At 68.7% G+C, this 21969-nt stretch carries 15 protein-coding genes and 3 pseudogenes; 8 read left to right on the top strand and 10 right to left on the bottom strand.

From position 1 onward, the window contains the following. The first annotated feature begins 22 nt into the window (after positions 1–22). The 3 genes and pseudogenes from SYNGFB01_RS02620 to SYNGFB01_RS02630 all read left to right on the top strand — a co-directional run bounded on the left by SYNGFB01_RS02620 (position 23) and on the right by SYNGFB01_RS02630 (position 5334). Positions 23–1614: pseudogene (locus SYNGFB01_RS02620) on the top strand (ferredoxin:protochlorophyllide reductase (ATP-dependent) subunit B). A gap of 211 nt (positions 1615–1825) precedes the next feature. Continuing rightward, a complete protein-coding gene (locus SYNGFB01_RS02625; protein ID WP_048016812.1) occupies positions 1826–5062 on the top strand; it encodes an efflux RND transporter permease subunit in 3237 nt (1078 codons plus the stop codon). After that, positions 5059–5334: a hypothetical protein gene (locus SYNGFB01_RS02630; protein ID WP_072061519.1), complete on the top strand. Its 276-nt coding sequence runs from the start codon at positions 5059–5061 to the stop codon at positions 5332–5334. The genes SYNGFB01_RS02625 and SYNGFB01_RS02630 overlap by 4 nt, the downstream gene beginning before the upstream one ends. On the opposite strand, the gene SYNGFB01_RS02635 is transcribed toward SYNGFB01_RS02630, so the two are convergent. After that, entirely contained in the window at positions 5312–5914 is a 603-nt protein-coding gene (locus SYNGFB01_RS02635) for a GUN4 domain-containing protein (protein ID WP_053068269.1), read from the bottom strand. The genes SYNGFB01_RS02630 and SYNGFB01_RS02635 overlap by 23 nt on opposite strands. Positions 5915–6058: 144 nt before the next feature. Then, complete coding sequence (locus SYNGFB01_RS02640; RefSeq protein WP_082325818.1) at positions 6059–7177, bottom strand: efflux RND transporter periplasmic adaptor subunit; 1119 nt, start codon at positions 7175–7177, stop codon at positions 6059–6061. 200 nt (positions 7178–7377) lie between these two features. On the opposite strand from SYNGFB01_RS02640, the gene bchL reads away from it, so the two are divergent. Next, entirely contained in the window at positions 7378–8301 is a 924-nt protein-coding gene (gene bchL / locus SYNGFB01_RS02645) for a ferredoxin:protochlorophyllide reductase (ATP-dependent) iron-sulfur ATP-binding protein (protein WP_048016813.1), read from the top strand. A gap of 65 nt (positions 8302–8366) precedes the next feature. On the opposite strand, the gene SYNGFB01_RS02650 is transcribed toward bchL, so the two are convergent. Together SYNGFB01_RS02650 and SYNGFB01_RS02655 are read right to left on the bottom strand one after the other, a co-directional pair. Then, entirely contained in the window at positions 8367–9254 is an 888-nt protein-coding gene (locus SYNGFB01_RS02650; protein ID WP_048016814.1) for a hypothetical protein, read from the bottom strand. Next, complete coding sequence (locus SYNGFB01_RS02655) at positions 9251–9760, bottom strand: hypothetical protein (RefSeq protein ID WP_048016815.1); 510 nt, start codon at positions 9758–9760, stop codon at positions 9251–9253. Before SYNGFB01_RS02655 ends, SYNGFB01_RS02650 begins: the two co-directional genes overlap by 4 nt. Before the next feature lie 589 nt (positions 9761–10349). On the opposite strand from SYNGFB01_RS02655, the gene SYNGFB01_RS15150 reads away from it, so the two are divergent. Both SYNGFB01_RS15150 and SYNGFB01_RS16115 read left to right on the top strand, forming a co-directional pair. Beyond that, on the top strand, positions 10350–11093 hold the full coding sequence (locus SYNGFB01_RS15150) for an AAA family ATPase (protein WP_255347516.1): 744 nt from the start codon (positions 10350–10352) through the stop codon (positions 11091–11093). Positions 11094–11137: 44 nt separating this feature from the next. Further along, positions 11138–11311: pseudogene (locus SYNGFB01_RS16115) on the top strand (AAA family ATPase); the annotation flags it as partial. A 58-nt stretch (positions 11312–11369) separates the two neighbouring features. Here the strand turns inward: SYNGFB01_RS16115 and SYNGFB01_RS02665 are convergent. Continuing rightward, positions 11370–12491 carry a DUF389 domain-containing protein gene (locus SYNGFB01_RS02665; RefSeq protein ID WP_235299877.1) on the bottom strand — a complete coding sequence of 374 codons (1122 nt, stop codon included), beginning with the start codon at positions 12489–12491 and terminating at the stop codon, positions 11370–11372. Positions 12492–12651: 160 nt separating this feature from the next. Between SYNGFB01_RS02665 and SYNGFB01_RS02670 the strand changes: the two genes are divergently transcribed. Continuing rightward, entirely contained in the window at positions 12652–13374 is a 723-nt protein-coding gene (locus tag SYNGFB01_RS02670) for a potassium channel family protein (protein ID WP_048016816.1), read from the top strand. Here the strand turns inward: SYNGFB01_RS02670 and SYNGFB01_RS02675 are convergent. The 4 genes and pseudogenes from SYNGFB01_RS02675 to pyrC form a co-directional block, all read right to left on the bottom strand. Continuing rightward, positions 13328–16518 (bottom strand): annotated as a pseudogene (locus tag SYNGFB01_RS02675) (efflux RND transporter permease subunit). The gene SYNGFB01_RS02670 and the pseudogene SYNGFB01_RS02675 sit on opposite strands and share 47 nt — an antisense overlap. Positions 16519–16564: 46 nt before the next feature. After that, positions 16565–16810, bottom strand: coding sequence for a DUF3136 domain-containing protein (locus SYNGFB01_RS02680; protein WP_048016817.1), 246 nt, complete (start codon positions 16808–16810; stop codon positions 16565–16567). A gap of 42 nt (positions 16811–16852) precedes the next feature. After that, a complete protein-coding gene (locus tag SYNGFB01_RS02685; RefSeq protein ID WP_048016818.1) occupies positions 16853–18358 on the bottom strand; it encodes a bifunctional orotidine-5'-phosphate decarboxylase/orotate phosphoribosyltransferase in 1506 nt (501 codons plus the stop codon). A 69-nt stretch (positions 18359–18427) separates the two neighbouring features. Beyond that, entirely contained in the window at positions 18428–19495 is a 1068-nt protein-coding gene (pyrC, locus tag SYNGFB01_RS02690) for a dihydroorotase (protein ID WP_048016819.1), read from the bottom strand. 131 nt (positions 19496–19626) lie between these two features. Here pyrC and SYNGFB01_RS02695 point away from each other — a divergent pair, with 131 nt between their 5' ends. Beyond that, positions 19627–20865 (top strand): FAD/NAD(P)-binding oxidoreductase, encoded by a 1239-nt coding sequence (locus SYNGFB01_RS02695; RefSeq protein ID WP_048016820.1) that lies wholly within the window; start codon positions 19627–19629, stop codon positions 20863–20865. On the opposite strand, the gene SYNGFB01_RS02700 is transcribed toward SYNGFB01_RS02695, so the two are convergent. Continuing rightward, positions 20843–21910 (bottom strand): acetate/propionate family kinase, encoded by a 1068-nt coding sequence (locus SYNGFB01_RS02700; RefSeq protein ID WP_048016821.1) that lies wholly within the window; start codon positions 21908–21910, stop codon positions 20843–20845. The two genes, SYNGFB01_RS02695 and SYNGFB01_RS02700, sit on opposite strands and share 23 nt — an antisense overlap. Between the last annotated feature and the right edge of the window lie 59 nt (positions 21911–21969).

The raw sequence follows: 21969 nt of genomic DNA on the forward strand, positions 1-21969 counted from the left end.
CCGCCTCCGCTCACGACCGCCGATGGAACTCACCCTCTGGACCTATGAAGGCCCGCCCCACGTGGGCGCCATGCGCGTCGCAACGTCCATGGAGGGGGTGCACTACGTGCTGCACGCGCCCCAGGGCGACACCTACGCCGATCTGCTGTTCACGATGATCGAGCGGCGCGACCGGCGCCCGCCGGTCACCTACACCACCTTCCAGGCCCGCGATCTGGGGGGCGACACGGCCGAGCTCGTGAAGCGCTCGATCGCCGATGCGGTGGAGCGCTTCCGGCCGGAGGCCCTGCTGGTGGGCGAGAGCTGCACAGCCGAGCTGATCCAGGACCAGCCCGGCGCCCTGGCTGCCGGCATGGATCTGGGCGGCATTCCGATGGTGAGCCTGGAGCTGCCCGCCTATTCCAAGAAGGAGAACTGGGGGGCGGCCGAAACCTTCTATCAGCTGGTGCGGGGCCTGCTGAAACCGCAGCTGCCGCCCCCCGGCAGCCCCAGGCCCGATCCAGGCCGCTGGCGCACCGAGGGCCGCCGGCCGCGGGTCAACCTGCTGGGCCCCTCGCTGCTGGGCTTCCGCTGCCGCGACGACGTGCGCGAGCTCACCCAGCTGCTGGCTGAGCACGGCATCGACGTGAGCGTGGTGGCGCCCCTGGGGGCACGGCCGGCCGATCTGCTGCGCATTCCCGCGGCCGACGCCAACGTGTGCCTCTACCCGGAGGTGGCCGGCACCGTGTGCAGCTGGCTGGAGCGGAGCTTCGGCATGGCCACGGTGCGTGCGGTGCCGATCGGCATCGGCGCCACGGTCGCCTTCCTGGAGGAGCTCGACCGGGTGCTCGGCCTGGAGGGGGCCGTGGCCGAGGCGGCTGCGGCGGAGGCGGAGCGGCGTTCGCGGCTGCCTGGTACTCCCGCTCGGTGGATTCCACCTACCTCACCGGCAAGCGGGTGTTCATCTTCGGCGATGCCACCCACGCCATCGCGGCGGCCCGGGTGGCCAGCCGCGAGCTGGCCTTCACGGTGGTGGGGCTGGGCAGCTACAGCCGCGAGCAGGCCCGGGAGGTGCGTGCCGCAGCCCAGGATCTGGGCCTCGAGGCGCTGATCACCGACGACTACCTGGCGGTGGAGGCCGCCATGGCGGAGGTGGCCCCGGAGCTGGTGCTGGGCACCCAGATGGAGCGCCACAGCGCCAAGCGCCTCGGCATCCCCTGTGCCGTGATCAGTGCACCGCTGCACGTGCAGGACGTGCCGGCCCGGCATGCCCCCCAGATGGGTTGGGAGGGAGCCAACGTGCTCTTCGACACCTGGGTGCACCCCCTGATGATGGGTCTGGAGGAACACCTGATCGGCATGTTCCGCCACGACTTCGAGTTCGTGGACGGCCATCGCAGCCACCTGGGCGACGGGGCTCCGTCGATCAGCCCCACGGCCGACGCGGTGCACGGCGCCGATGCTGCAGACGAGAGCCTGCACTGGACTGCCGCAGGGGAGGCGGAGCTGGCCAGGATCCCCTTCTTCGTGCGCGGCAAGGTGCGCCGCAACACCGAGACCTTCGCCCGCGAGCGCGGCATCGCCGCGATCAGCGACGAGGTGCTCTACGACGCCAAGGCGCATTTCAGTCGCTGAGCCGCAGTCGCAGAGTTGCAGTGGCTGAGCTGCAGTGGGGATCTACTCCCCATCGCCCAGGCCCACGCTGCTGCAGGGCCCCGGAGTTTGCTGCTCCGCGGCATCACACAAGCATCCCGATCCCGGCATCCCCTGCTTGCGAAACATTGATGATCCCAGGGCTGCGGGAGTCCTGGGCCGCTCCTAGCGTCTGTTCCAGGCAGGAACGCCCGTGAGCCTTTCCGACCGCTTCATCCGCAGCCCGGTGCTCACCACGGTGTGCTCGCTGCTGATCCTGATCATGGGGGCGATCGCGATCCCGCTGCTTCCACTGGAGAAGCTGCCTCAGCTCGCACCAANCCAGGTGAATGTCAAGGCGGTGAATATCGGTGCCGATGCGCGTACCACGGTCGATACCGTCACGAATGTGCTCGAGCAGGAGATCAACGGTGTCGAGAACATGAAATACATGTACTCGAACACCTCCTCCGACGGGATTGCCAACATCACCGTGGCGTTTCCAGTGGCGGTTGACCGGAACATCGCTCAGGTCAACGTCCAGAATCGCGTCAATCAGGCGACACCCACACTGCCTGATGTGGTCAAGCAGACGGGCGTCACGGTGGAGGCAGCCTCTCCCAGCCTGCTGGTNGCCTTCGGCTTCTACTCCGACACCGATGNCCAGGGTGAGACGCTCTACGACCCGCTCTTCATCAGCAATTACATCGACCAGAACCTGGTTGATGAGGTTCGCCGCATTCCCGGAATCGGCAATACAACCATCATCGGCGAGCGCAAGTTTGCCCTGCGAATCTGGCTCGATCCGCAGAAACTCGCGGCCTACAGTCTCACTCCACTCGATGTGGAACGGGCGCTCAAGGAACAGAACATTCAGTCGGGCGNCGGTCGNATCGGTCAGGAGCCGATGGTTTCCGGCCAGGAGATTGCCATTCCACTCAAGGCCGAGAGTCGCTTCGCCAGCGTGGAGGATGCCGAGAATCTGATCGTCAAGGTCGGCTCCGGCGGCGAGACCACCAAGATCCTCGACATCGGTCGTGTCGACCTCNGCGCCGAGAGTTACGACTTGATCGCCACCCTCGGAGGTCGTCCCTCGGCGGGTCTGGCTCTCTATCAGCTGCCCGGCGCCAATGCCCTGGATACGGGCACCCGCGTCAAGGCGCTGGTGAAGAAGCTGGCGGCCGATTTCCCGCCGGGATTGCGTTACGAGATCCCTTACGACTCCACCCTGTTCGTGACCACATCGCTGCAGGATGTGACCTCGAACCTGTTTCAGGCGATCGTGATGGCGGTTCTCACGATCCTGCTGTTCCTGCAGGACTGGCGCTCCACGATCGTGCCCGCGCTGGCCATGCCGGTGGCGATGATCGGCGCCATGGCCCTGGTGCTGGGGTTGGATTTCAGCCTCAATCAGCTCACGATGTTCGGCATCATCCTGGCGATCGGCACCGTCACCGACGATGNCGTGGTGATTGTGCAGTCCGTCAAGGACAAACTCGGTCAGGGGATGCGGCCGCTGCAGGCGGCGCTCGATTCGATGAACGAGCTGGCCACCCCCACGATCACCGCCGCGCTGGTTCAGCTGGCCGTGTTCATTCCGGTGTCGTTCTTCCCCGGCACCACCGGCATCGTCTACCGCCAGTTCGCCATCACCCTGGCGGCGGCGATCGTGTTCTCCACCTTCAACGCCCTCACCTTCTCCCCCACGATCGCGGCCTTGTTCCTCAAGCCCGAAGGGTCACCGCCCGGCCCGAGCGACAGGGCGATCGATGTCCTGTTCGGCTGGATCTTCCGACCGTTCAACAAAGGCTTTGCCGCGCTGTTTGCCTGGTATGGGCGCACGATCGAGTTGCTGGTGAGGTATCGCCACGTGGTGCTGGCAGTGTTCGTGGCCGGCTTGCTGGCCACCGTGATGATGCTGTGCATCGTGCCCACCGGCTTCATCCCCGAGGAGGATCAGGGCCTGATGATCCTGATCGGTGAGGCACCCCCCAGCGCTTCACTGGGCTACACCCAGAAACAGGTGGAACAGGTGAACGGAATCCTGGCTGACTTCAAGCCCGAGGTGGAGAGCTATCTCGGGGCGGCTGGATTCGGTTTGGAGGGCAACAGCTACAACAAGTATCTGTTTTTCATCCGCCTCAGCGCCTGGGATCAGCGGCCGAATCAGGATCAATCGGTCTTCAGCATCCTGGCCCGGCTGAATCAGCGGCTGCAGAAGGAGGTGAAGGGTTCGTTGGCCTTTGCCACCAACGTTCCACCGGTCGATGGGGTTGGTGCAACCGGCGGCCTCGAGTTCCAGCTTCAGAATCGCGCCGGCCTGCCCACGGAGGTTCTGCTCAGGAATCTCAACGCCATAATCGCTGCAGCGCGGCAGCGGCCTGAACTCGAGCGGGTCACCACCACCTTCACCCCAGGTGTGGAGCAACTCTCGATCCGGGTGAACCGGGATCTGATCAAATCGCTCGATGTGGACATCAACGAGGTGTTCGGCACCCTGCAGGCTTATCTGGGCGGCCGCTACGTCAATGACTTCGTTTTCGACAAGGACCAGTACCGGGTCTACATCCAGGCCGATTCGGTCTACCGCACCGATCCCGGTGTGATCGACTCCTTCTTCGTGCGTTCGCGGCAGGGTGGGCTCGTGCAGCTCAGGGATGTGGTGACAATCGAGCCCTTCTTCGCTCCACCCACGATCACCCGCTACAACGTGTACGAGTCGATCAAGATTCAGGCCACGCCCGCACCTGGGTTCAGCTCCGGCCAGGGAATTGCCGCGATGGAGCAGGTGGCGTCGGAGGTGCTCGACCCCGGCTTCGGTTACGAGTGGACCGGGCTGTCACTGGAGGAACGCTCGGCGGGCGGTGCCACCGGCGCCATCTTCGCCCTTGCCACCGTGCTGGTGTTTCTGGTGATGGCGGCCCAGTACGGCAGCTATATCGACCCGTTGATCATTCTGCTCACGGTTCCCCTGGCGGCGCTCGGGGCGATGGCGGCGATCTGGGTTCGCGCCAATGGCCTGCAGGCCGGCAGCTTCTGGCCGGTGATCAGCAATGACATCTTCGCCCAGGTGGGCTTGCTGATGTTGATCGGGATGGCCAGCAAGAACGCCATCCTGATCGTGGAGCAGGCCAACGAGTATCTCCGGCTTGGGATGTCGATCAGCCAGGCTGGCATTGCTGCCGCCAAGGCGCGTTTCCAGCCGATCGTGATGACCGCCTCCTCGGGACTGGTGGGCTACATCCCGCTGATGACCGCTTCCGGTGCCGGCGCGATCAGCCGCTGGTCGATCGGTACGGTGAGCTTCGGCGGCTATCTCGTGGCCACCGTTCTCAGCCTGGGAGTGGCGCCGGTGCTCTTCATCGTGATCAAGGGCCTGGAGCGGCGGTATCTCCTCAAGGAGACTGACGCGCCGATGAGCGACAAGGCTCTGCAGGGGAGCAAGTCATGAACTGGCGTCTGGTGGTCTTTTCCTCGGTGGTCACTGCCGTGTTGGGCGGTCTCACGGGCATCACCTTCTCCTATCTCGGCCAGCCAGATGTGGGCCGATTCCGCTACGAGAGTGGCCTCTATGAGCGCCTCTACCGCTCCTATCCCATGATCGGGGCTGGTCTTGGTGCCGCCATCGGTGGCGGTTTCGCCGTCATCAGTCAGTCCTCGCGGCGGCGCTCGGCATCCCCGAACCGCCCGGACGATCCCCTCAATCCCCCAGCCCGGCGCTGATCAGGCGTGCCATCAGCAGATTGGTGATCTTCATGCCGTAGGAGCTGAACCAACAGCGCCTCGGCAGTGCTCCCTCCGGCATGGCATGGGGGTCGTCGGACGCTTCTGGATCGGTGAGCTGACCGTCGTGGCGCCACCCCACCCGTTCACAGAAGGCGAGATACAGACGGCTGTCCTGCGCGATCAGCGTATCCAGGGTGCCACCAAGAGAGCGATACAGCTTCTCCTGCACGCTGAAGCCGAACTTTCCATCGCTGTGGGATTGCCAGAGCTGATTGATGATCCGCAGCGGGCCGATCGGAAATGCTGCGATCTCCTCTGGGGTGACAGATTCCAGAGTGGTGTTGATGGAATCGAACAGAACCTTCGCTGTCTCCGCATCGGCGTCGTCAAACCGCCCTGCGGCGAGATGATGCAGCAGCGGTGTGTAGCGGGCCACATCGGCGACCAGCCCGAGAGATTCCTGATGCTGCTGAACCTGCGCCGTGAGGCTGGCCAGTCGCTCCGTGAGTGCCGCCAGGCCCACTTCCAGGGCCGCCAGGCGTGCTTCGGGAGACCGGTCGGCAGCGTTCGTATCCACTGTTACGGTTCCGATCCTGGGTCAGCCTAGCTGTGTGGTCGAGCCAGCTTGTTGCGCTGGCGAAAGCGATTGAGTTGGCCGGATCGGCTCAACCACCCACGTGAAGATCCGGCGTTGCGCTCCACGTTTGCCCTTCCAGATCTCTCATTGCGGAGTCACCGGGGTGCCGTGCCTCAGACTCACCAGATTGCTCACGATCACCGACTGCCCTTCGTTCAGCCCCTTGAGCACCGGGTAGCGGCCGTTCTGCAGTGCTCCGAGCTTCACGGGAATCTGCAGCGCAAAGCGCGGCAACGGCCGCAGGGCCCGCAGGGTCTCGATCGGTGCGTTGCCGGGGAAGCGCTCCAGATCCTCCAGGTCGCCCACCACGAACACGAACGCCTGGCCGCTGCTGCGGGTCACCGCCAGAGCCGGCACGGCCAGCTGGGGGCGCTGGCCGATCACCAGCCGGGTGCCGACGCGCTCGCCATTGCGGAATTCGCCGGCTGGATTGTCCAGCTCCGCCTTCACCAGAAAGGACTGGGTGGCGTTGTTCACCCGCGGATCGATCGAGACCACCCTGCCCTTCACCCCGGCACTGCCTGANGGGGCATTCAGCATCACGACCTGCCCAGCCCGCACCCGGCGACCGTAGCGCGACGGCACTTCCACCCGGGCCAGCAGTTTCGCTGTGCGCTGGATGGTGGTGAAGGGAGTGCCGGCCCGGATCACATCACCCGGTTTCACCGTCACATCGCTGACGACGCCATCGATCGGGGCACGCAGATCCTTGTAGGCCAGATCGGCCTGCTTGGCCCCAAGCGCTGCGTCCGCGGCCAGGTAGTTCTGGCGCAGGGCATCGCGCTGGATGGCGCTGGCCGCTCCCTGCTGCACGAGGTATTCGAAGCGCTGGTAGTTCAGCCGGCTTTCATCCCGTTGGCCCTTCAGGGNCCTCACTTCCTCCTGCAGCTGGGTCTGGTCGAGCACGACCAGCAGCTGGCCCTGCCGCACCGCATCCCCCTGCCGGATCAGCAGGCTCTGGATGCGGCCACCAGCCTGGGCGGCCAGGTTGACCTCCTCCGGGGCCTCGAGGGTGCTCACGGTGGCGATCTCCTCGGGGAAGGGGTGGATCGCCACCGACTGCACCTCCACAGCCAGCGGCCTGGGCGGCGGGGCTGGCTTGCTCTGGCAGCCCGCCAGGCTGATGGTCGCGCCGAGCAGCAGCGGTCCGCCGAGCCATCGAACGATCCAGGCGGGAGCCGGCCTGGGGAGACGCGATCGCACCCGTTGCCTGGTTGCAGTTCACCTCATTGTGGTGTGGATCAGGCATGCAGGCATGAGGGCGCCCCTCGAAACAGAGAATTCGCAGGGAGTTCTGCTGGTTTGATGCGAACCGGTGATGTTTCGTTTTGCACGACGGTCCAACGGCCGGGAGCCTGCCTCGTCAGGCTCTTGATGTGTGCCTTGCGGCTCCAGCCAGACTCATGACCAGCACCCTGATTCCAGCCCCCGGTACCGCCAGCCATCCGGGCGGCTCCCGGCGAGACGACGGTGAAGGCAGCGTTCAGGTGCATCAGGATGCCTCGTTGCGCATCGAGGAGGGTGCCCTGGTGATCGCCGTCTACGGCAAGGGCGGCATCGGCAAGAGCACCACCAGCTCCAATCTTTCGGCGGCGTTTTCCAAGCTCGGCAAGCGGGTGCTGCAGATCGGCTGCGATCCGAAGCACGACAGCACCTTCACGCTCACCAAGCAGATGGTGCCCACGGTGATCGACATTCTCGAGACCGTGGATTTCCACACCGAGGAACTGCGCCCCGAGGATTTCGTGTTCGAGGGCTTCAACGGCGTGCAGTGCGTGGAGTCGGGCGGGCCACCGGCGGGCACCGGCTGCGGCGGCTATGTGACCGGTCAGACGGTGAAGCTGCTCAAGGAGCATCACCTGCTGGAGGACACCGATGTGGTGATCTTCGATGTGCTCGGCGATGTGGTGTGCGGCGGTTTCGCCGCGCCGCTACAGCATGCCCACTACTGCCTGATCGTGACGGCGAACGACTTCGATTCGATCTTCGCCATGAACCGGATCATCGCCGCGATTCAGGCCAAGGCGAAGAACTACAAGGTGCGGCTTGGCGGCGTCGTGGCCAACCGCAGCCGCGACACCGACCAGATCGATCGCTTCAACGAGCGGGTGGGCATGAAGACCATGGCCCACTTCCCCGATCTCGACGCGATCCGCCGCTCCCGCCTCAAGAAGTGCACGATCTTCGAGATGGAGCCCACCCCGGAGGTGGAGGCCGTGCAGAACGAATATCTCAAGCTCGCCCGCGCCATGCTCGAGAGCGTCGAGCCCCTGGAGGCCGAATCGCTCAAGGATCGGGAGATCTTCGACCTGCTGGGGTTTGACTGAGCCGGCGGGCGGCCGCTCCCTGATGCTGTTGCCGCCAGCCGGATGGCGCTGCCAGCCGATGGGCCTCAGATCTCGGCGGCAGCCCGCTCCACCAGCCGCCGCGCCACCGCCTGCACACCCGTGTGGGCGTAGGTGTCGGTGAAGGCGTCGAGGAAGGCGGCCAGCTGCTCCATGCGNCCCTGCCAGGGGCCGAGGCTGACCTCGAGAGCGTGCACCGCCTTCTGACCGGTGAGCCCCAGCTCGGCGATGAAGCCGCCGGCCCAGCCCGACCACTGCGCCACGCCCTGGCGCAGGAAGCTCAGGTGGGCCGCATCGCCGCGGCCAGGCATCAGGCCGGCCATGCGCCCGTAGGCCGGCAGCCGCTGGAGGTCGCGCCGGCTGGCGGCGCCGAGCAGATCGTCGAGGCGCTGCAGCGCCTGATCCCCGAGCGGGAGCAGCGCGTCGAAGCAGATCAGGGCCGTCATCCGCACCCGCGCCTCGCTGCCGTAGTCGGCCAGGGCGGCGACGAAGTCGCCGAAGCTGTCGCCGGGCAGGCCGTTCACCTGGGTGAAGGCGAGCATCTCGGCGGCCACCTTGAGGCTGAGGTCCACCGCCTGGAGCGTGTCGCTGGGCGGCGTGATCGTCGCCAGCCGCTTGAGCAGCGGCAGGCCCGCGGTGGCATTGGCCAGGATGCGCAGGCCACCGCTGGCGTGCTGGGAGCGGTTGACGGCGTCGTAGAGGCTCAGGGCCCGGCCGTAGCCCTCGTGGCGGGCGACGCTGAGTTGGTCGGCACGCTGGCGTACCTGGCGGATCAGCTCCGGATCGCTGCTGCCGATCACCTCGGCGATCAGGGCCTCGGCGCTGGTGACGTTGCTCCAGCGGCCGGGCACCAGGGTGCTGATGCCCTGCAGGGCCAGCACCGTGAGGCCGCGGCGCGGCAGGCGCTCGAGGCGCTCGAGCACGGTGCGGCTCATCGGCCCGCCAGCGAAGGGGCCTGCAGTGCCGCCAGGCCGCGCAGGTCAAAGTCCTCCAGCAGCGCGTGGCGCTGCTCTTGGTCGAGGCCGCCGCCCTGGCCGATCACCTTCACCTGGAAGCGGTCGGCCACCAGCAGGGCGCTCGCCTGCTCGCCCTGCTCCACCAGCGGCCAGCCGGCCAGCTGCTCCCGGGCCGCCTCGAACTTGCTGCGGGCCTCGGGCGTCGTGGTGGTGTCGGCAATGGCCAGCAGGCCCAGCACGGCATCGCCCTGCTTGAGGCGGGCTTCGGCGAAGCCGCGCTTCTCCTGGGTGAACACCAGCTGCCGACCGGTTTCGGGCCGGGGGAAGAGGCGGTTGAAGGCCGAGCCGTTCACCACCAGGGCGGTGGGCACATCGGCCACGGTGCCGCCGGGCAGCCAGTCGTGGAAGGGGAGCAGCAGCAGGCCGCCGATCACCACCACGGCGGCCAGGCCCAGGCCCAGAACCCAGCGCAGGGCACGGGACATCGCAACCTCGCGGACGCATCTGCACTGCTCCTAGCGCCGGCGGCGGGCGACGCCGGGATTCGCACCGATGGGCTTCAGGGTTGGCCGGTCGACCGGCGCCGACCTGCCTTGCCTGCTTGGATGGCGGCGCGCCTGTGGAGCGGTGCCATGCAGGAGGGGGCGATGGATGCCGCTGGCCATCCGCCGCTGATCGCCGGCCTGCTGGTGCCGTCGGCTATCCCCATCCGGTGCGCGAACCGATCCGCTGTCTGCAGACCCACATCTCCTGGGTGCTGCTCACCGGCCCCTACGCCTACAAGATCCGCAAGCCGGTGAATCTGGGCTTCCTCGATTTCACCAGCCTCGAGCAGCGACGCCGCGACTGCCTCGAGGAGCTGCGGCTCAACCGGCGTCTCTGCGCCGACCTCTACGACGACCTGGTGGCGATCACCGGCACGGCCCAGCAGCCCCGCATCGCCGCCGCCGCGGCTGCCGCCCCGGTGCTGGAGTACGCCGTGCGCATGCGCCAGTTCCCGCAGCGTGATCTGCTGCCGGCCGCCCTGGCCCGCGGCGCGGTCGGCCCGACCGGATCGAGGCCTTCGCCGATCGGCTGGCCCGCTTCCACGCCAGCGCCGCCATCGCACCGGCGGCCGGCCCCTATGGCACCCCCCAGGCGGTGCGCCAGCCGGTGCTGGCCAACTTCGCCAGCCTCGAGCCGCGGGTGGAGCCGGCCCTGCAGCCGCCGCTGCAGCGGCTGCGCGCCTGGGAGGAGCACGCCTTCGCCGCGCTCACCCCGCAGTTCGCGGGCCGCCTGGCCGGCGGCCGGGTGCGCGAGTGCCATGGCGATCTGCACCTCGGCAACCTGGTGCTGCACCGGGGCCGGATCGAGGCCTTCGACTGCCTGGAATTCAACCCGGCCCTCCGCTGGATCGATGTGATCAGCGACCTCGCCTTCCTGGTGATGGATCTGCAGCAGCGGGGCCATCCGGAGTTCGCCACCCTGCTGCTCAACCGCTGGCTGGAGCTCAGCGGCGATTACGCCGGCCTGCGGCTGTGGTGCTGGTACAGCGTCTACCGGGCCCTGGTGCGGGCCAAGGTGGCGGCGCTCGGTGACCAGCCCGACGCGGTGCGGGCCTACGTGGACCGGGCGCTGGCCGTCAGCAGCGCCCGGCCCCGGGTGCTGCTGCTCTGCCATGGCCTCTCCGGCTCGGGCAAGTCGCACCACAGTGCCGGGCTGCTGGCGCCGCTCGGTGCCATCCGCCTGCGCTCCGATGTGGAGCGCAAGCGCCTGTTCGGGCTCTGGGGCGATGCCACCGAGCGCCCCGCAGCGGCGACCTCTACGCCCCGGCCGTGACCGAGGAGCTGTTCGCCGAGCGGTTGCCCGCTGCGGCCGCGGCGGTGCTGGCGGCGGGGTTCAACGCGATCGTGGATGCCACCTTCCTGCGGCTGCAGGATCGCGAGCGCATGGCGGCGCTGGCCGCGGCCGCCGGCGTGCCGCTGCTGATCCTGGATTTCCAGGTGCCGCTGGCGGTGCTGCGGCGGCGCATCCGCCAGCGGCAGCGCCAGGGGCAGGATCCTTCCGATGCCGATCTCACGGTGCTGGAGCAGCAGCGCCGCAGCCTGGAGCCGCTCACGGCGCAGGAACGTTCTCGGGCATTGGCGGTGGGGGCGGGGGCGGCTCCAGCGGCCACGGCTCGGGCGGTACGGGCCTGGCTGGAAGGGCGGGAGTCTGGGGATTCGGAGCCGACTCCGGACCCACCACATCCACCAGGCTGCGCTGCACCACCAGGCGGAAGCGAATCGGCTGGCGGTCGTTGATGAACTGCTGCACCGCGGCCACCTGCTTGGCGGTGGGCAGATCCGGCTGGCTCACCTGCACCAGGGCCCGGATCAGGGGCGGGTTCTGAGTCCAGTCGATGCGGAGGCCCACCAGATCGGCCTTCTGACCCAGCGTGATCGTCTCGTTGCGCAGGCTGGCATCGATCGCCTGCTCCACCTGGTGCAGCGCTGCCGCCTTGCGCGCCTGCCGGATCAGATTCAGGAAGCTGCCGCTCAGGGGGATCAGCAGCAGGGCCGTGAGCGCCAGGCTAGCCAGGCTGAGGCGCCGGTGGCGCAGGCCCTGGCTCAGCTCGGGGCGGCACAGGGCCAGGGTGATCAGGCCACCGGAGAGGATGCCGAGCAGGTTGGTCACGAACAGCAGGGCGGCTCCACCGGCCAGGGCCCATTGCCCGCTCGCTGCCAGCAGGCCGCTGGTGCACACCGGCGGCACCAGCGCCACGGCGATTGCCGTGCCCGCCAGGGCCGACACCGTGCGGGGATTCACCTTGGCGTAGCTCGCCACCGCCCCGGCCACCAGGGCGATGCCCAGATCGAGCAGGTTGGGGGCGGTGCGGGCCATCACCTCGCTGCCGTAGATCGGCAGACCCACCAGCAGCCCCATCGCCGCCGACAGCACGGCCGTGCTCGCCACACCCACCGCGAGGGTGAGCAGGGCCTGGCTCAGCAGCCGCGGCCGCCCGCGCAGGATCGCGTAGGCGGCGGTCCGCAGCGGCAGGATCCAGGGAGCCACCAGCATGGCGCCGATCACCACCGCGGCGCTGTTGGCCAGCAGGCCCAGGCTGGCGATCAGGGAGGCCGCCAGGCTCTGCACCAGGAAGTCGCGATCGCAGCGGGATTCCAGCTCGAATTCCCGCCGCAGCATCTGCCGGCTGGGGGTGAGCTCCATCGAGGCGGGCTGCGAGGCGGGCTGCATCGATGCGCACGGCCGGGCAGCCCAATCATGGGCTTGAGTCCCGCCCGCGGCTGATCGCGATGAGCAGGCCATGCCGGCTGCTGGTGCCCTTCGGCGGGGTCGATGCCAGCCTGAGGCGGTCGATCCATCCAGCGCCTCACGCCGCCGCCGAGCCGATCGCATGGCCCTGANCCCCTCCCACCAGCGCCACTACAACCGGCTGCTCGCCGTGTGCCTGGCGCTGCCGGTGAGCTTCTCCCTGCCATCCCCCTGGAGCCGTCTGGCCTCGATCGGCTACCTGGTGCTCGGCGTGGTGCTGATCCGGGGACTGGGCCGCCCGCCGTCGGGCCTGCAGGCCGGCCCCTGGTCGCTGATGGGGTTCAAGGCTCTTGGAGTGGCCTCGCTGCTGGTGTGGTTGCTGTGGGTGCTCACCCCGCTGGAGGTGCGCAGCACCGGCATCCCGGTGATCGTGCTCTGGACGGTCTTCAGCGGCTGGAGTGCCATCCGTCTGATCCGTCTGCTGGCGCTGGAGCGTGCCGTGACCGGCGCGGTGCTGCGCGGCGCTCTGGCCGGTTACCTGATGCTGGGCCTGGCGGCGGGGATGCTGCTCTGCGCGCTGGAGACGATCCAGCCCGGCAGCTTCAGCAATGTGACCCTCCAAGGCGACGTCGACCCATCGACCCCGGTGTGGGGTCTGAGCTTCGTGAAGCTCCACTATTTCGCCTTCGTGAGCCTCACCACCACCGGCTATGGCGATGTGCTGCCCCTCACCCCCCTGGCCCAGTTGGTGAGCATGGTGATCGCGGTGGCGGGCACCTTCTATGTGGCGGCGGTGATGGGCGTGCTGATCAGCCGCCTCACGGTGCAGGAATCCCGTGAGCGCGACGAACCTCCCAGCCCTTGACGATCCGGTAGACCACCGGCACCACGAACAGGCTCAGCACCGTGGCCACCAGCAGGCCGGCGAACACCACGGTGCCGATGCTGATCCGGCTGGCGGCGCCGGCCCCGGTGGCGAACAGCAGCGGCAGGAAGCCGGCCAGCGAGGAGATGGCGGTGAGCAGGATGGGCCGTAGACGGGCGACCGCCGCGCCATGGATGGCGGGTTCGAGCGGCATGCCGGCCGCGAGCCGCTGGTTGGCGAACTCCACGATCAGGATGCCGTTCTTGGCCGCCAGGCTCACCAGCACCAGCAGTCCCATGCGCCCGTACACATCCAGGGGGAGATCGCGCATGGCCAGCCCCGCGATGCCCCCCAGCAGACCCAGCGGCACCGTCACCAGGATGATCATCGGATCGATGAAGTTCTCGTAGAGCCCCGCCAGCACGAGCAGCATCACCAGCACCGCCAGCAGGAAGACCTGCTCGTTGGAGCCGCCGGCGCGGGCCTCCTCCCGGGCCAGGCCCGCCCACTCCAGGTCGATCACGCTGCTGCCGAGGTCGCGGCGCACCTGCTGCAGCCGCTCCATCGCCTGGCCGGTGCTCACCCCCATCCGGGGCTGGGCGCGGATCGGGATCGAGCGCACCAGACGGGTGTGGTTGATGGCCGTGGGGCCGGTGCTCTCCACCACCCGCATGAGCTGGGAGAGAGGAATCAGCTCGTCGTCGCGGCCCGGCACCTGCAGGGAGAGCACGTCCTGCACGCTGCGGCGATCGGAACCCTCGAGCTGCACGATCANCCGCCGGATCCGGTCGCCCTCGAAGCTGTCGTTGACGTAGTCGCTGCCGAAACTGGCGCCCAGCACATCCACCAGTTGGTCGAGATCCACGCCGAGGGTGGCGAGCTGGAGCCGGTCAGGCTCCAGACGCACCAGCGGTGCATCGGCCTTGAACCGGGTGTTGACCCGCTCGAAGTCACCGCTGGCCTCGGCCGCCGCGATGAAGGTCTGAGCCGACTCCTGAAACTGCGTGAGGCTGAGCCGTCCGCCGCTGGTGTCGAGCAGGTCGAACTCGATGCCGCCCTCACTGCCGAAGCCGCGCACGGTGGGGGACTCGATCACGATCACCTGGGCATCGTCGATGCTGGCCGCCAGCTGCCGGTTCAGCCTGCTCGCCAGGGCGGCGGGGGTCTGGTCGCTGCCGGGGCGGTCCTCCACGGGCCTGAGCCGCAGGAAGAAGATGCCCTTGTTGGGGCTGCTGTCGCCGAACGACCGGCCGGCATAGAAGTTGCCGCTGAGTACCAGGGCTCGCGGGCGATCACCTGCCGCACCCGTTCCATCACCGCCTGGGTGCGCGGCAGCGCCATGCCGTCGGGCAGCACCACAACGCCGCGCAGCTGGCTGCCGTCCTCCTGGGGGATGAACGTCTTGGGCCGCTGCTGGTAGGCCACCGCCGTCACCAGCAGCCCCAGCAGCAGCAGCGCCACGATGCGCCGTCGCCAGCTCAGCGCCCGGGTGAGCCAGCGGTCGTAGGGGCCTTCCAGCGACTCGAGCGCCCGCCGGGGCGGATCGATCCAGCGCCGCAGCCAGGCCGGCTCACGCTGCTCCGCGTGCAGCAGACGGCTGGCGGCCACCGGGGTGAAGCTAAGGGCGTTGAAGGTGGAGAACACGATCGTGGCCCCGATCGTGAGACCGATGGGGGCGTAGAGCCGACCCGTGCTGCCCTGCAGAGTCAGCACCGGAAGGAACACGGCGATCAGCACCAGGGAGGTGGCCACCACCGCACCGCCCAGTTCCGCCATCGCCTCCCGCGCCGCCTGCAGCGGCGGGTGGCCCCGCTCCAGCCGCCGGCCGATGTCCTCGCTCACCACGATGGCGTCATCCACCACCAGGCCGCTGGCGAGCACCATGCCGAACAGGGTGAGGCTGTTGATCGAGCTGTCGGTGAGGCGCAGCACCGTGAGGGCCCCCACCAGGGCCACCGGCACCGCCAGGGCGGAGATCAGCGCCAGACGGCTGTTGCCCAGGCCGAGCAGCAGCGAGAGAAACACCAGCAGCACCGCGTCGCGCAGGCTGGCCAGGGTGCCATCGATGTTCTCGCGCACCGTTTCGGCTTCGTCGATGATCACCTCAAACTCCACCCCCGGCGGTAGCCGCTGGGTGATCTCCTCGAGCGCCGCCGTGATGCCGCGGCTCACCTCCAGGGCGTTGCTGCCGTCGCGCTGGAAGATCCCCAACGCCACCGTGGTGCGNCCCTGGAGGTTGGTGGCCACGGCGTCGTAGTTCTCGCTGCCGAGGGTGACGCGCCCCACATCGCGGAGCAGGGTGACGCCGCCATCGGGCGTCGGTGCCACCACCAGCCGCTCGAACTCCTCCACGCTGCGCAGCCGGCCCTCCATCCGCAGCGGCAGGGTGAGCATCTGGTCAGCGGGAGCGGGCCCGTCGCCGGCCTGGCCCAGGGCGGCCAGCACGTTCTGCTCCTCCAGGGAGTCGCGCACGTCGTCGATGGTGAGGCCCAGCTGATGGAGTCGGGCCGGATCCAGCCAGAGCCGGAAGGCCAGCGGGCTGCCACCGAACAGCCTGGCCTCGCCCACGCCGGAGACCCGTTGCAGGCGGTCGATCACCACCTGCTCCACCCAGCCGCTCAGGAAGGTGTCGTCGTAGAGCTTCTGATCGGCGCTGAAGCTCAGCACCATCAGCAGGTCATCGGAACTGCGCCGCACCCGCACCCCGAAACGGGCCACCTGGCCGGGCAGCCGCGGCGTGACCACCGCAGCCTCGTTCTGGGCGTTGATCTGGTTGATCTCCGGGTCGCCACCCTCGAAGCTGAGCGTGATGCTGCTGCTGCCGACCGAACTGGTGGAACGGATCTGCTCGAGCCGCTCGAGGCCGTTGAGCTGCTTCTCGAGCAGGGTGGTCAGGCCCTGCTCGACCACCTCGGGGCTGGCCCCCGGGTAATTGGTGCTTACCGTGACCCGGCCCGGAGCGATCGGCGGCAGGTTCTCGATCTGCAGGCCGGGCAGACTCACGAACCCGGCCAGCAGCACCAGCAGGCTCAGCACCAGGGTGAGCACCGGCCGGCGCAGGAAGGGTTCGGAAAGCGAGCGCAGCGTGGGCGGGCGCTCTGCCGGCTTGGGCTCCCTGGGCTGGTTCTCGGCCTGGTCGATCACGGCCCGGCGGCCCCGGCAGCAGCGACGGTTCTAGCCGAGTTCGGTTCTAGCCGAGTTCGGTGCTGGCGAGGTCGCGCTTCAGCACGGCGCAGAGATAGGCGGGGTCGCGGTAGCGCCCCGGCAGGCAGAGGTGGAGCTGGCTGAGGCGCTCCCAGCACACGGTCCGCTGGATCGCCGTCCGGCTGCGTCCCTCCTGGAGCAGCCTCCGCAGTGCCTTGCAGTACAGCGAATAGTTGGCTTCCAGTTCGCCGATGGTGAGGCCGGTGCTGCCGCGGGCGGCGGGGCTGCTCATGGCGGTGGTGGCACCCGGGAGTCGCAGGGGTGCAGTTTCACCCTACGCCGAAGCGGGAGCCAGGGTGGCGGCCTGGGCATCGTTCAGCCGCCCGGCCCGGTGCAGCACCCGGGTGATCTGCTCGATGCCGAGCACGGCGTGGGCGCGGTAGCCCGCCGCCGCCAGTCGCTCCTTGGCCTGGCGGTCGTGGTCACCGCCGTGGTCGATGAACACCACCACATCCTCAACCTGCAGGCCGGAGCTCTCGAGCTTGGCGATGCCCTCCAGCACGCTGCCGCCGGTGATCAGGATGTCGTCCACCACCACCACCCGGTCTCCATCCTCGAAGTCGCCCTCGATCAGGCGGCGGGCGCCATGGACCTTGACCTCCTTGCGGGGGTAGATCAGGGGCTTGTGCAGCAGCAGCGACAGACCCGTGGCCGTGGGCAGCGAGCCGTAGGGAATGCCGGCGATGCGGTCGAACACTAGCTCCTGCATCCGCTCGGCGTAGGCGTGCAGCACGCGGTGGAAGAGGTTGGGGTCGGAGATGATCTGGCGCAGGTCGATGTAGTAGTTGAACACCGCTCCGGAGGCCTGCACGTAGTCGCCGAACAGCAGGCAGCCGATGTCGAACAGATCGACGATCAGCTCGGCCATCGGGTCNGGCCGGCCCGTGGCGCTGCCCGCGNCCGCCGCAGCCAGCTGGGGCAGCCACACCTGGCAGCGGTCGCTGCTGCCGCCGGCCGCCCTGCGCTCCAGCCACTGCTCGCGGCTGATCCCGATCTGGGCCTTGAGCCGGGCCGCCCGCTCGGCGATGTCGTCCTCCACCAGCAGGTTCTGGGGCANGGGCAGCAGCAGTCCGTCGCCGGCGGCGCTGAAGCCGGCCTCAAGCATGGCCTCGAGCTTCTCTTCCTCGCCCCAGAGGCTGCGCAGGATCAGGAACCGCTCCGGCGCCTCGGCCCGCACCCGCGCCAGGATCGCCGGATCGCTGGTGCCCACCTCCAGCAGCAGCTGCTCGGGCGTGGCCCAGAGCAGGGTCTCGCGCACGATGCGCAGGTAGAGCGGCGCATCCTCGTTGGGGTAGTGCTGGATCAGCCGTGCCGCCTGGTTGGAGCTGTGGCATGTCATCACCACCGCTTTGTCCGGATAGAGCAGGAACGGTGCGGCGATGTCCTGGCCGGCCNNGGGCGAGAGGGTCACCGCGTCGGCGCAGAGCTCCCGGAACAGGTAGTGGGCAAGGGCGGAGGAGGAGTTGAGATCGCCGTGCTTGGCATCGATGATCAGCGGCAGATCGCGCGGCACCAGGTCGCGCACCTCCAGCAGCAGCTCCAGACCCACGGGCCCGAGGGCCTGGTAGAAGCCGAGGCTGGGCTTGTAGGCGCACACGTGCGGGGCGGTGGCCTCGATCACCGCCTTGATCCAGTGGCGCGCCTGGCTCAGGAAGGAGCGGTTGGCCATGCCGCGCCGTGCCGCCCAGCTCTGCAGCATCTCCGGGTTGGGATCGAGCCCGGTCACCAGCAGCGACTGGCGATCGGCGATCGCCTCGGTGAGCTGAACGAAGAAGCCCATGGGCCATGGGCGGCTGCNGCTTGGTACTAACCCCGCCCGCCGCCCGTGCGCGAGCCAGCGATACGACTTTTATTGGTGCCCGAGGCGCCAGTTCAGCGTTTCGCCGGCGTGGAAGGGCACCAGATTCACGGCGGTGCCGGCGGCGTCGTTGAGGTGCAGCATGGCGGGCACCTGCCGCGGCCGCCGCTCCAGGGTGATCGTGCCGGTGTTGAGTGGCAGGCCGTAGAAGCGCGGGCCGAACTCGGACGCGAAGGCCTCCAGCTTCTCCAGGGCGTGTTCCTGCTCGAACACCGCCGCGTAGCTCTCGATGGCGAAGGGGGCGTTGAAGATGCCGGCGCAGCCGCAGTCCGATTCCTTGGCTTCCCGGCTGTGGGGGGCCGAATCGGTGCCGAGGAAGAATTTCGGGTTGCCGGAGGTGGCGGCCGCCCGCAGGGCGAGGCGATGCAGCTCCCGCTTGGCCACCGGCAAGCAGTAGAAGTCGGGCCGCAGGCCGCCGGCGAACAGGGCGTTGCGGTTGATGTGCAGGTGGTGGGGCGTGATCGTGGCCGCCAGGTTGGCCGGCCCGCTGCGCACGAAGTCGGCCGCATCGCTGGTGGTGATGTGCTCCAGCACCACCTTCAGGCCCGGGTGCCGAACCAGCAGGGGCGCCAGCACGCGCTCGATGAACACGGCCTCGCGGTCAAAGATGTCGATCTCGGCGTCGGTGACCTCGCCGTGGATCAGCAGCGGCATGCCGATGCGCTCCATCACGGCGAGCACCGGCTCGATGCGTGCCATCGCCGTGACGCCGGAATCGGCATTGGTGGTGGCGCCGGCGGGGTAGAGCTTGGCGGCGACCCACACCCCCTCAGCGAAGCCCCGCTCGATCTCGGCCGGATCGATCGTGTCGGTGAGGTAGGCCGTCATCAGCGGCGTGAAGCCGCAGCCATCGGGCAGCGTGGCGCGGATGCGCTGCCGGTAGGCGATGGCGGCCGCCACGGTGGTGATGGGTGGCCGCAGGTTGGGCATCATGATCGCCCGGGCGAACTGGGCGGCCGTCACCGGGGCCACCGCCTGCAGCATCGCCCCATCGCGCAGGTGCACATGCCAGTCGTCGGGCTGGCGCAGGCTGATCCGCGGTACGGGCGTCGGTGTCAAGGTCGATCGGCCTGCTCGTGTCCCCACCCTGACAGGGCTGGAACTTTCCCTGCAAATCGGGCTGCGCGGGGCCGATGCTGTGACTAAATCTGTGACGTCACGCTCCAGCGCTTCCCGCCGTACCCCACGCCATGGCCCACCACCAGATCCTGATCGTCGGCGGCGGCGCCGCCGGCATCACGGTTGCCGCCCAGCTGAAGCGGGCCCGCAACGCCCTGGATGTGGCGATCCTGGAGCCATCGGGCGATCACTACTACCAGCCCGGCTGGACCCTGGTGGGCGGCGGTGTGTTCAGCCTGGAGGAGACGCGCCGGGCGGAGCGCGATCTGATCCCCTCGGGAGTGCGCTGGATCCAGGCCGCGGCGGCAGGCTTCGATCCCGGCCACAACACCGTCACCACCACCGCCGGCGAGCAGCTCAGCTACGACGTGCTGATCGTGGCCGCCGGGCTGAAGCTCTGCTGGGACAGGATCGAGGGGCTCACGGAGGCCCTGGGCAAGGGCGGCGTGTGCAGCAACTACAGCAAGGACCACGCTCCCTACACCTGGGAGGCCATCCAGGCGTTCCAGGGCGGCAATGCCGTGTTCACCTGCGCGCCGATGCCGATCAAGTGCCCCGGAGCCCCGCAGAAGATCGCCTATCTGGCCGACGACGTGTTCAAGACGAAGCGCCTGAACGCCAGGGTGATCTATGCCACCGCCACCCCGGGGATCTTCGGGGTGCCCGTGTATGCCGCGCCGCTGCGGGAGGTGGTGAAGCGCAAGGGCATCGATGCCCGCTACAACCATGTGCTCACCGCTGTGCGCGCTGATCGGAAGGAGGCGGTGTTTGCGGTGCAGGCGGCCAGTCCCCATCAGAACGATGAAGCGGAACCCCGCGAGGAGGTGATCCCCTACGACCTGCTGCACGTGACGCCGCCGATGGCGGCTCCGGACGTGGTGGCCGGCAGCCCCCTGGCCAACGCTGCCGGCTTCGTGGAGGTGGATCAGTTCAGCCTGCAGCACGTGCGCTACCTGAACGTGTTCTCGCTCGGCGACGTGAGCGGCATGCCCAATTCGAAGACCGCCGCCGCGGTGCGCGGCCAGGCGCCGGTGCTGGTGGCCAACCTGCTGGCCCTGCTCGACGGGCGGCCTCTGGAGGCGGCCTACGACGGCTACAGCTGCTGCCCGCTGATCACCGGCTACGGCAAGGCGATCATGGCCGAGTTCAACTACAAGCAGGAGCCGGTGCCCTCGTTCCCGCTCGATCCCACCAAGGAGCGCTGGAGCATGTGGTGGATCAAGCGCCGTCTGCTGCCCACGCTCTACTGGAACCGCATGCTCACCGGTGNCCAGCACGAGCGCCGCTTCATGCCGGGCGTGAAGCGCTGAGGCAGAGCCGGGCGATCTGGCCCTCCTCGTCGGCCGGGATCCGCCGGATCTGCACCGCTCCGAGCCAGGCCAGTTCGGCCTTCAGCTCGGCCAGCAGCTGATCGTCGTGCTCGCCGATGCCGCCGCTGAGGGCGATGGCGTCCACGCCGCCGAGGCTGGCGGCCATGGCGCCGATGCCCTCGAGCAGCCGCTGCCGGAACACGCCGATGGCCAGCCGGGCAGCGGCATGCCCCTCCCCGGCGGCGCGGCGCAGCTCACGCATGTCGCCGCTCAGTCCGGAGAGCCCCAGCAGGCCGCTGCGGTGGTTCAGGGCCGCATCGATCTCGGCCGGCTCCACCCCCTGGCGCAGCAGGTGGAGGATCAGGCCGGGGTCGACGCTGCCGCTGCGGCTGGCCATCACCAGACCCTCCAGCGGCGTGAAGCCCATCGTGGTGGCCACGCTGCGGCCTTCGCGGATGGCGCAGAGGGAGCAGCCGGCGCCGAGATGGCAGCTGATCAGCCGCGGCACCGCCACCACCTGGCTGACGTGCTGATGGTTGAGGCCATGAAATCCGTAGCGGCGCAGGCCCTGATGCCGCCAGCTGGCCGGGATGGCGTAGGTGCTGGCCGCCTCGGGCAGGGTGCGGTGAAAGGCGGTGTCGAAGCAGGCCCAGGCTTCCAGGGGCAGGGTCTGGTCGGCCAGCCAGCCGTTCAGCCAGTGGATCAGCCGGATGGCGGGGCCGTTGTGAAGCGGGGCCAGGGGGATCAGCTGCTCGAGCTCGCCGATCACGACCGGGTCGAGCCGGGTGGGCTCCACGAACCGTTCGCCGCCGTGCACCAGCCGGTGCGCCACCAGGGCGAGATCGTGCCGCCAGCTCGCCAGCCCCTCCGCCAGCCAGGCGGCCAGGGCCGCTTCCTCCTGCGGCACGGGCCCGGCTGCGTCGGCGGCGCCGATCGTCCAGCCTCGCTGGCCCTGCCAGAGCCGTTGTCCCGTGCCGTCGACCACGGCCGCCTTGAGCGAGGAGCTGCCGGCGTTGAGCACCAGCACCAGAGGAGCGGACGGCATGGGCGAGGGACCGGCGCAGGGGGCACGCTGCCACGGCAGCGGCCGCGCGCCGGTCTTGG

It is taken from the genome of Synechococcus sp. GFB01 (assembly GCF_001039265.1).
Lineage (GTDB): Bacteria > Cyanobacteriota > Cyanobacteriia > PCC-6307 > Cyanobiaceae > NIES-981.